General features: G+C 37.3%; 6 protein-coding genes. 2 read left to right on the top strand and 4 right to left on the bottom strand.

The genetic code is table 11. The annotated features are described in order from the left end of the window. Positions 1 to 770 precede the first annotated feature (770 nt). The 3 genes from ACFQIC_RS18760 to ACFQIC_RS18750 form a co-directional block, all read right to left on the bottom strand. Positions 771 to 1,124 carry a type II toxin-antitoxin system PemK/MazF family toxin gene (locus ACFQIC_RS18760; RefSeq protein ID WP_390217660.1) on the bottom strand — a complete coding sequence of 118 codons (354 nt, stop codon included), beginning with the start codon at positions 1,122 to 1,124 and terminating at the stop codon, positions 771 to 773. Further along, on the bottom strand, positions 1,099 to 1,296 hold the full coding sequence (locus tag ACFQIC_RS18755) for a DUF2281 domain-containing protein (RefSeq protein WP_204712334.1): 198 nt from the start codon (positions 1,294 to 1,296) through the stop codon (positions 1,099 to 1,101). Before ACFQIC_RS18755 ends, ACFQIC_RS18760 begins: the two co-directional genes overlap by 26 nt. 126 nt (positions 1,297 to 1,422) lie before the next feature. Continuing rightward, positions 1,423 to 1,860, bottom strand: a complete 438-nt coding sequence (locus ACFQIC_RS18750) for a hypothetical protein (protein WP_390217658.1) — start codon at positions 1,858 to 1,860, stop codon at positions 1,423 to 1,425. 676 nt (positions 1,861 to 2,536) lie between these two features. On the opposite strand from ACFQIC_RS18750, the gene ACFQIC_RS18745 reads away from it, so the two are divergent. Beyond that, positions 2,537 to 4,258, top strand: a complete 1,722-nt coding sequence (locus ACFQIC_RS18745) for a putative bifunctional diguanylate cyclase/phosphodiesterase (RefSeq protein ID WP_390217656.1) — start codon at positions 2,537 to 2,539, stop codon at positions 4,256 to 4,258. A gap of 558 nt (positions 4,259 to 4,816) precedes the next feature. Here the strand turns inward: ACFQIC_RS18745 and ACFQIC_RS18740 are convergent. Continuing rightward, positions 4,817 to 5,560: a histidine phosphatase family protein gene (locus ACFQIC_RS18740; protein ID WP_390217654.1), complete on the bottom strand. Its 744-nt coding sequence runs from the start codon at positions 5,558 to 5,560 to the stop codon at positions 4,817 to 4,819. 1,077 nt (positions 5,561 to 6,637) lie between these two features. Between ACFQIC_RS18740 and ACFQIC_RS18735 the strand changes: the two genes are divergently transcribed. After that, entirely contained in the window at positions 6,638 to 7,273 is a 636-nt protein-coding gene (locus ACFQIC_RS18735) for an FMN-dependent NADH-azoreductase (RefSeq protein WP_204712332.1), read from the top strand. The last annotated feature ends 764 nt before the right edge of the window (positions 7,274 to 8,037 follow it).

Here is an 8,037-nt window from a genome sequence, read left to right as displayed (position 1 = left end):
TTTTTTCAGCAGAAGTGTAAAAGGGAAACGAGCAAAAAGTGTAAAATTCGACTTGACGTCTACAATAGTTCCGTTTCGGTGGAGAAACATACGAATTAGCAGACCAAATTGCATGTGATTTGGTCTCTTATTTTTCCCTTTAATTCAAAACATAGAGATTGTGAAGAATTGTTGAGGACTCGACTCCGAGACTCACGCAGGAAGCTCACCACATTCCCACGGAAAGCGAGTGATTTCCCGGACCTTCTAACGCCATCCTTTGTAACGGAAACCACCGGATCCCCGCGGTATCAAAACTACTTACGTTAAGGGTAAGTAGTTCCGATACTGTGGAGAAAATCTAAAATAACAGGCTAATTAGATACACTAAACGCACTATGTTTAACACTGTAAAAAACAGTACAAATAGCAAACAAAAACGCTTGGGTATTTTTATTACCCAAGCGTTCTATTTTATATTTTATTGTTGAACTAAAGCACCTGTTAGTGAAATAATTTAACCTGTATATGGTATCTTAATGTCGATAACTTCTATATGAGATAGAACAAGAGTTAATATGATTGCGATGTAAATCAAAGTTAATAAAATCCCTGAAAGTAAAACATTTTTTAACATAATCCTCCCCCTTTTTGCTTATTCAACTATCCTGCTGATATAGTTGAACAAGGGTGCGATTCCTTATTCAAGGAAAGCACCCGTTACTTTAAGTGTATGTATTCACAAACAACAATTAATTAAAAAGAGGACTGCAATAATAACAGTCCTCACTTTATTTTATTAACTCATTAATCTTGTTTCGAACATTTTTCATAACTTCCGTATTAACTTGGCCAAATTTCTTTCTAACAATATCTTTAGATAACGTATAAACTTTATCAACTCTAATTGCAGATGAGACTTTAAGTTTTCCTTCTTTTAAATCTTTTGATTCAATTACAACAGAATAATCAAGATTTCGTAATTGTGAAGTAATAGCAACAACAACAATATCGTCAGTCACTTCATTATAACTGTTACTTGAAATTACGAGAACAGGGCGTTGTTTTCTATTTGTTAAATCACTGAAAGGAACGGGTAATAGAACGATATCACCTTGTTTATACATCATTCCAAACCTCATCATCAATGTCATTATCCCAAAAATCCAGACTACTTTCACTAGCCTTTGTTAAGTCCTCTGATAAACTTTTTTCCCTCTTTATTTTAAGATACTCAGCAAAATCTAAGATTTTATCCACTTCTTTTTCAGGTATCTCTTCAATAATTTTAAGTAAACGCTCTTTTGCTGTATTCATATTGCGTTCACCTCTTCCGTATATAGAGTTTATTCTATTATACCACGAAATGTACACTTAAACGATATTCGAGGTAAAGTGATCTTAAAGAAACGCACCCGTTAGTTCAATACTTTTAATAACCTATTATCTCTGTTCTTCTATTGTCTTAAAAATCCTTGAATATACTTCTTTTATGTATTCATCTTTCTTTTCATCATTATACAAGCTATATCCCCAACCATTTAATTTATCACCTTCTTCAGACTTAATAACCCCAACAGCGTAGCTATTACCACGGATCCAACCCCATGAATCAGAATATTTCTCATCATTCATAGTAAAAGGAATACGACTTTTAGCTGATATAAAAAAGAATGGAATTGTAGAATTTAAATAAACATCAGCGTATTGACTTTCAGAAGCCTGATTGAGATGTTCCTTTGTTATTAAGACTGCATCATAAGACATTAAATCTTTATTGGTTAAATCCTCAAATGAAATTTCATTGAACTCCACTTGCTCTTCTTTAATTATAGGTGGCTCTCCTATTATCGCTATTCTTAGTGCTTCACCTTCATACAATTCAAACTCAGGGTTTTGAGATCAAGCTGATAGTGCTACAAAAAGTAAAATAAAAACAGATAAAAATATATGTTTGTGCTTCATTAAATGTTTCCTCCTTTTCTTTGCATTGAATAGTAACAGAGATATGTCGAAAATACGGTATTCTTTTAATCATTTTCACACTGCATCTTAATAATAACAACTCTTTATTCCACATTCCTGCTCGTTAGTTTAAGTATATTCTTTCACAAACTCTACATTTATTTTAACATAAAATAACAATCACCCTTTTTGTTTTAAAAAATCAGCATCGGAAATAACATACACATTCACATAGGAAATAGCACATTGACAACAGCTATTGTCATTATGCTATTTGGGGTGCGGTTTCGTATGATAATTCAAATGTTAATACCTAATAATCGTTGGCATACAAGGAAAAAAGTGCAGACCAAATCATATGCGATTCGGTTTGCTAATTAGGCTGCTATTTCGTATGTTTCTCCACCGAAACGGAACTACTTACGTTAAGGGTCCACTTCTTTTTTTGTACTGTTTTATCAGTATTTCAACAAAAGTGTGAATTAATGTAGAAGAAGTCCCTCTAGACTCATTCGTGTGGTAATATCAAAGTATAGATAGTCATTATTTCCTACATAAAATTGGAAGAAATCTAATAAAAGGGGCTATGGAAATGAGTTATGAGGCTGAACTAGACAAAGCACAAAAAAAGCTCAGAGATATTGAACTAGCATTGAATGAATCATCAATCGTAGCTATTACTGACAGTAAAGGGGATATTCAGTTTGCTAACGATAAATTTTGCAAAATATCTAAGTACAGCCGTGAAGATCTAATAGGACGCAACCAAAGCATCGTTAATTCTGGATATCATAGCAGGACGTTCTTTAAAGATATGTGGCAGACCATTGGTAAAGGAAAAGTGTGGCGTGGAGAATTGAAGAACAAAGCCAAGGATGATACATACTATTGGGTCGATACAACTATAGTTCCCTTTACAAAGGATAATGGAAAGCCATACCAATACATTGCTATCCGTCATGATATTACCAAGCGAAAACATTATGAAGAAACCATTGAACAAATGGCTTACTATGATCCGCTTACGTCGTTACCTAACCGAAATTTGTTATGTGAATGGTTGAACAACCGTTCAAAAGACAAGGAAGATCACATCACAGTCCTTTTCTTGGATATCGATCGCTTTAAATCAATCAATGATAATTTTGGACATCATATTGGCGATTTGATTTTAAAGGAATCTGCTAGGCGATTAGAAAACTGTCTTCATCAAGCTGATTTCATCTTACGAGAAGGTGGAGATGAATTTGTGATTTTTTTAGATGGATATAAAAACAAAAAAGATGTGATTTCAATTACAAATGAAATCTTAGAACAGTTTACCTTGCCTTTCGATGTTAATAATAGACAGATCATAACCACAACTAGTATAGGAATCACTATGAATACGGCAAAAGAACCCCAAGGTGATTATCTGCAATATGTAGAAACATTAATTAAACGAGCAGATACGGCCATGTACCATGCAAAAAAGCAAGGAGGCAATACGTATTGCTTTAATACTCATGACCAAAATAACGAAATGGAAAGATATTATCAAATTGAACAAGAAATAAAGCTAGCTTTACAACAAAGACAATTCTCGATTGTTTACCAGCCCTTAATCAATTTGGACAGTAATCAGATCATTGGAGCTGAAGCATTACTACGGTGGGAGAACCCGAAACTAGGCTCTGTAGCACCCTCAGAATTTATTCCATTATTAGAAGAACTAGGACTCATCATTCCTGTTGGAGATTGGATTCTAAAGTCTGTATGTAAACAACTAAAAACTTGGCAAGACAACGAAATTTTTCTACAAAAAGTTTCTGTGAATGTATCCCCCATTCAATTTAGAAATGAACATTTTGTAACAGACCTTAAACAAGTTTTAGAAGAAACACAGCTGGATCCACAATTTTTAGAATTAGAAATTACAGAAGGCACAATCATTAACGCGGGATCAGCAATGAACATCTTAACAGAATTAAAAGATCTAGGCGTGAAAATTTCTATCGACGACTTTGGTACAGGATATTCCTCTTTAAGTTATTTAAAGAAATTATCAATAGATACACTGAAAATTGATAAATCATTTATTGATGATTTGGATAGTGATGGCGAAATCATCGTTAATACTATCATTAATATGGGGAGAAATTTAAAATACACCGTCTTAGCTGAAGGAATTGAAAACAGGGAGCAACTTCATTACCTTAAACATCAAGATTGCCATGAGGGGCAGGGATATTATTGGAGTAAACCTGTTGAAGTTGATGACATCCCTAAACTCTACCATCATTCAATTAATAGCTTAGAGAACAGTCTAAATTAATTAATGACACACGGAGTTAGATCAATACCGATGAACCCTAAAAAAGGATAGACCAGCATATACTAACGGGTTTAGTTTTCGAGTACAAAACATGAAATAACATACGAAATAAGAGATGGTTGTGTGAATGTAGGGGCTGCGGGAAACGGCTCGCTTTCCATGGGGCGGGCGCTGAGCCTCCTCGGACTTCGTCCTGTGGGGTCTCAGCTGTCCCGCACATCCCATAGGAGTCTACCCGTTTCCCTCCGCCCCTTTACCAATATAAGTGTCTCGATACCACTTCAAGAAAAGGCAGCCATTCCTAAGTTTGCATGCAAATCTTGATAGCGGGCGGACCTATTAAAATCCTTGATATAGAGAGGTTCATTGCAATAGAACACGGATAGTGGAAGATAGTCCTTCTGGGAAAGGGACCATGGAAAGCGAGTGATTTCCCGGACCTCCAAACGCTTTCAACCATAACGGAAACAACATCTCTCGAAGCTGAGTCTTCAAGTAAAGGAAGCTTTAGTTGAAGAATAAAATATAAAGAAAATAAGCAAGTGCTCAACCAAGAAGTTATTCACTTAAACCTACCCACTCATCCAAAGATAATTGAGTGACATATTCATACCCATTACCTTGTCCTTTTGGCTTCAACACAACCGTGCCCATATTAGAAATCTGTCCCAATCCTACTCCCTCTGGAAAATTATGAGCAATAATTAGTGTGTTCGTTCCTACAGATGGTTGAGTTTCCAACCTTGAATTTAGGTTGTTTACTATCGCTTGCTGCTCTGAAGAATTTAAGTCACCACTTAACCAATAAACATCCATCCAAAAAGGATCTACTTGAATATTATCTTCCCCAAAGGCCAATACAGCCGTTTCTCTACTTCTGCAAAAAGGACTAGCCAGAACCGGATCCTCAACTGGAATACGCAACTGGCGAAAAGTTTGACCATACATTTCAGCTTGCTTTCTCCCCGTCTCGGAAAGATTTCTTTGGGTGGAGCAATCCTGTAAATCGAAGTTTGGTTGATCTTCTCCTATCGTGGCCTCTGCATGACGTGCATATAGAACATACCCGCCGTCTCTAAGTAATGACAAAATCGATTGACGGTTTGTATCTACATAGCTTTTCCTTGTTGTTGCAGCTATTATGTTACACCGATGAGCAAGTACTAAATGTCTGTCTTGCTGGTCCATATAATGATTAAATAAAAGTGGTTGGTTAAGTGATGATCTTTTCAATCGTTCAAAGTGCCACGCCTGACAGTAATGATCCCATGCTAATTTCTCGAAAGTATGAATTTTACACATCGAGAGTTTCCTCCTAATGAAGCGTCCTGATTTCGATTAATGTATGATCACTACTTTAAAAGGTTCATAGCCTTCTTCTGTATTTGGCGTTCACCCCATGTATAAAATGTCATTACACTTAAAAACACCTTCAATATATCACCAATGTATATATTAAAGGTATTTTGATTGTGAAATTTGTTAAACTAACCCCCCGATTGTTTAATAAAAGAATGGCAGTTCCGCTGCTTTTCATCGGAGAATGGGGGATGGGAAACCACTCGCTTTCCGCGGGGAAGACGGCAAGCCTCCTCGAGCTAAAGCTCTGCGGGGTCTCGCCAGTCTATCCTTTCCCGCAGGAGTCTCGAGGTTTCCCATCCCCCATTACTATGAAAAGTGGAACGGAACCCTTTAAAATCGGGGGTGCTGTCTGACTATTGCCATTGAAATGATCCACTTCTGCCATTAATAGATCCTGATCCTGCACTATTGATCTGTAATATAAATTCAGAAATGGTCTTCAAAGGGAGGTGGTGATGATAGACATAACATGCCAAGTAAGTTCCTAGTTGCCGTTATGTCCTTAATTTATTACTACAGAGTCTTATTGTTAAGGCCCCTTAATAGGCGCACCATCTAAACAGGTAATCTAATAACTTATCTGAGTGATTCAATAGATCTAGTGTGATGGTAATATTCACTATTCTGTATCAGCAAGGTTCAGTTGGCGTTATAATAGATATCTCATACTTTAACAGGGATGTTCGTACGGCACGATTTCGATAGAAACATACGGCAAGGGACGGTGGGGAAGGGGGAGACTCCTGTGGGATACGCGGGTTAGATGAGACCCCGGAAGGCGCCAGCCTGAGGAGGCTCAGCGCACGCCCACGGAAAGCGACTCCTTCCCCACCGCCCCTTTCTCCACACCATGATCTCGTAATCGAGTCTTCAACAATCCTGCCCTTATATGGAAATCGATTCTTCGGATCTAAGAGATTATTAAACGTGAGTATTATGCTTGATATCTTGATTTCGAGATATTATAATAGTCATTGTGCTTAAAATAATAGATTTCAAAACAGGAGGATTTTAATTATGAACGTACTAGTGGTTAAAGCTAACAACCGCCCAGACGGAATTTCTACAAGAATGTACAATACATTTCTTGAAAATATACAAGATAACAAAGAAGTGAACGTAAACACGTATGACCTTTTCGAGGAAGACACGCCTTACTTCGGTCAGGATTTCTTTAATGCTTTAGGTAAATTACAAGAAGGTACAGCATTAAACGACACAGAACAACGTATTCTGGATGCTAAACAAAAAGCAAAAGACGTAATTAGCGCAGCTGACGTAGTCGTAGTTGCATTCCCACTATGGAATTTCACAATCCCAGCAAAACTACAAACATTCATTGATTATCTAGCAGAAGCTGGATTCAGCTTCCGTTATACAGCAGAGGGAAATTTAGAGCCACTACTGACCGACAAACGAGTCATTCTATTGAACGCACGTGGCGGAAATTATTCAACTCCATCCATGGCACCTATAGAAATGTCTTTGAATTACATGCGTAATATTTTCGGTGGACATTTTGGTATGAATATTAAGGATGAAGTAGTGATCGAAGGCCATGCGGCAGCGCCTGATCAAGCTGAGGAAATTATTCAAGCTGGGCTTGAAAAGGTTTCTGAAGTGGCTTCTAACTTATCTTATCAAGACGCATAAAAAGCCCCTTTTAAAAAGTGCCTGTCTTCGTTACTTTTGTAACAAGATAGGCACTTTTTATTTTGGCATTTTTCCTTGCCTCGTTTAAGCGGCATCATGGTTCCTTCGTTAGAAACAGAGAAAGAGATCAGGGTAACGAATGAAAAGACTCGATTCCGAGCCATGGCGGTTCGTTAATTCACAGCATTTCTTTCATTTGATACGTCTAAAACAACATATTTAAGGTTTACGAGTAAGGGGCTAGTTTCGTTCATAATAACTCGGTCACCCCATTCCACACGATACTCACAAGGCCACTGAAAAACTGAATAATATAAGAGAACAAGAACTAAATCAATATATAGAAGGAGAAGTCAATAGGATCGCCTATATATAGTAGGTGATCTCATTGTTTTCTCTTTGCAAAGACTTTTTCAGTGTCCTCTGCTCACGCATGTCCCACGCGAAGCAGCTTATCCGATGCTTCCGTTCTCTTTATATTGTGTGGCTATTCCGTTATCGGTATGAGGAGAAGGTAGTCGGGGAAAAGAGGTACGGAACATCAACGAATGTTCGAAGTCAGCATGTTTATCCTCTGTTTTCATTTTGGAGGAAGTTCCCTATTCGGATCCGTTCGTGAAAAATAAATCAGGGAGGGCAGGGAAAACAGGGAGACTCCTGCGGGAAAAGCTGACTAGACGAGACCCCGTAGAGCGAAGCTGATGACGTACAATAGTCTGTGTAAGTAAGTTTTAGGCTTAAAAAAACAAGGTGGGGTATCCTTA

The sequence above is a fragment of the Halobacillus seohaensis genome, from assembly GCF_042663045.1.
GTDB classification, from domain to species: Bacteria; Bacillota; Bacilli; order Bacillales; family Halobacillaceae; genus Halobacillus_A; species Halobacillus_A seohaensis.
Note: the sequence above shows the minus strand (reverse complement) of the source record. Positions and strands in the feature narration are given on the sequence as shown.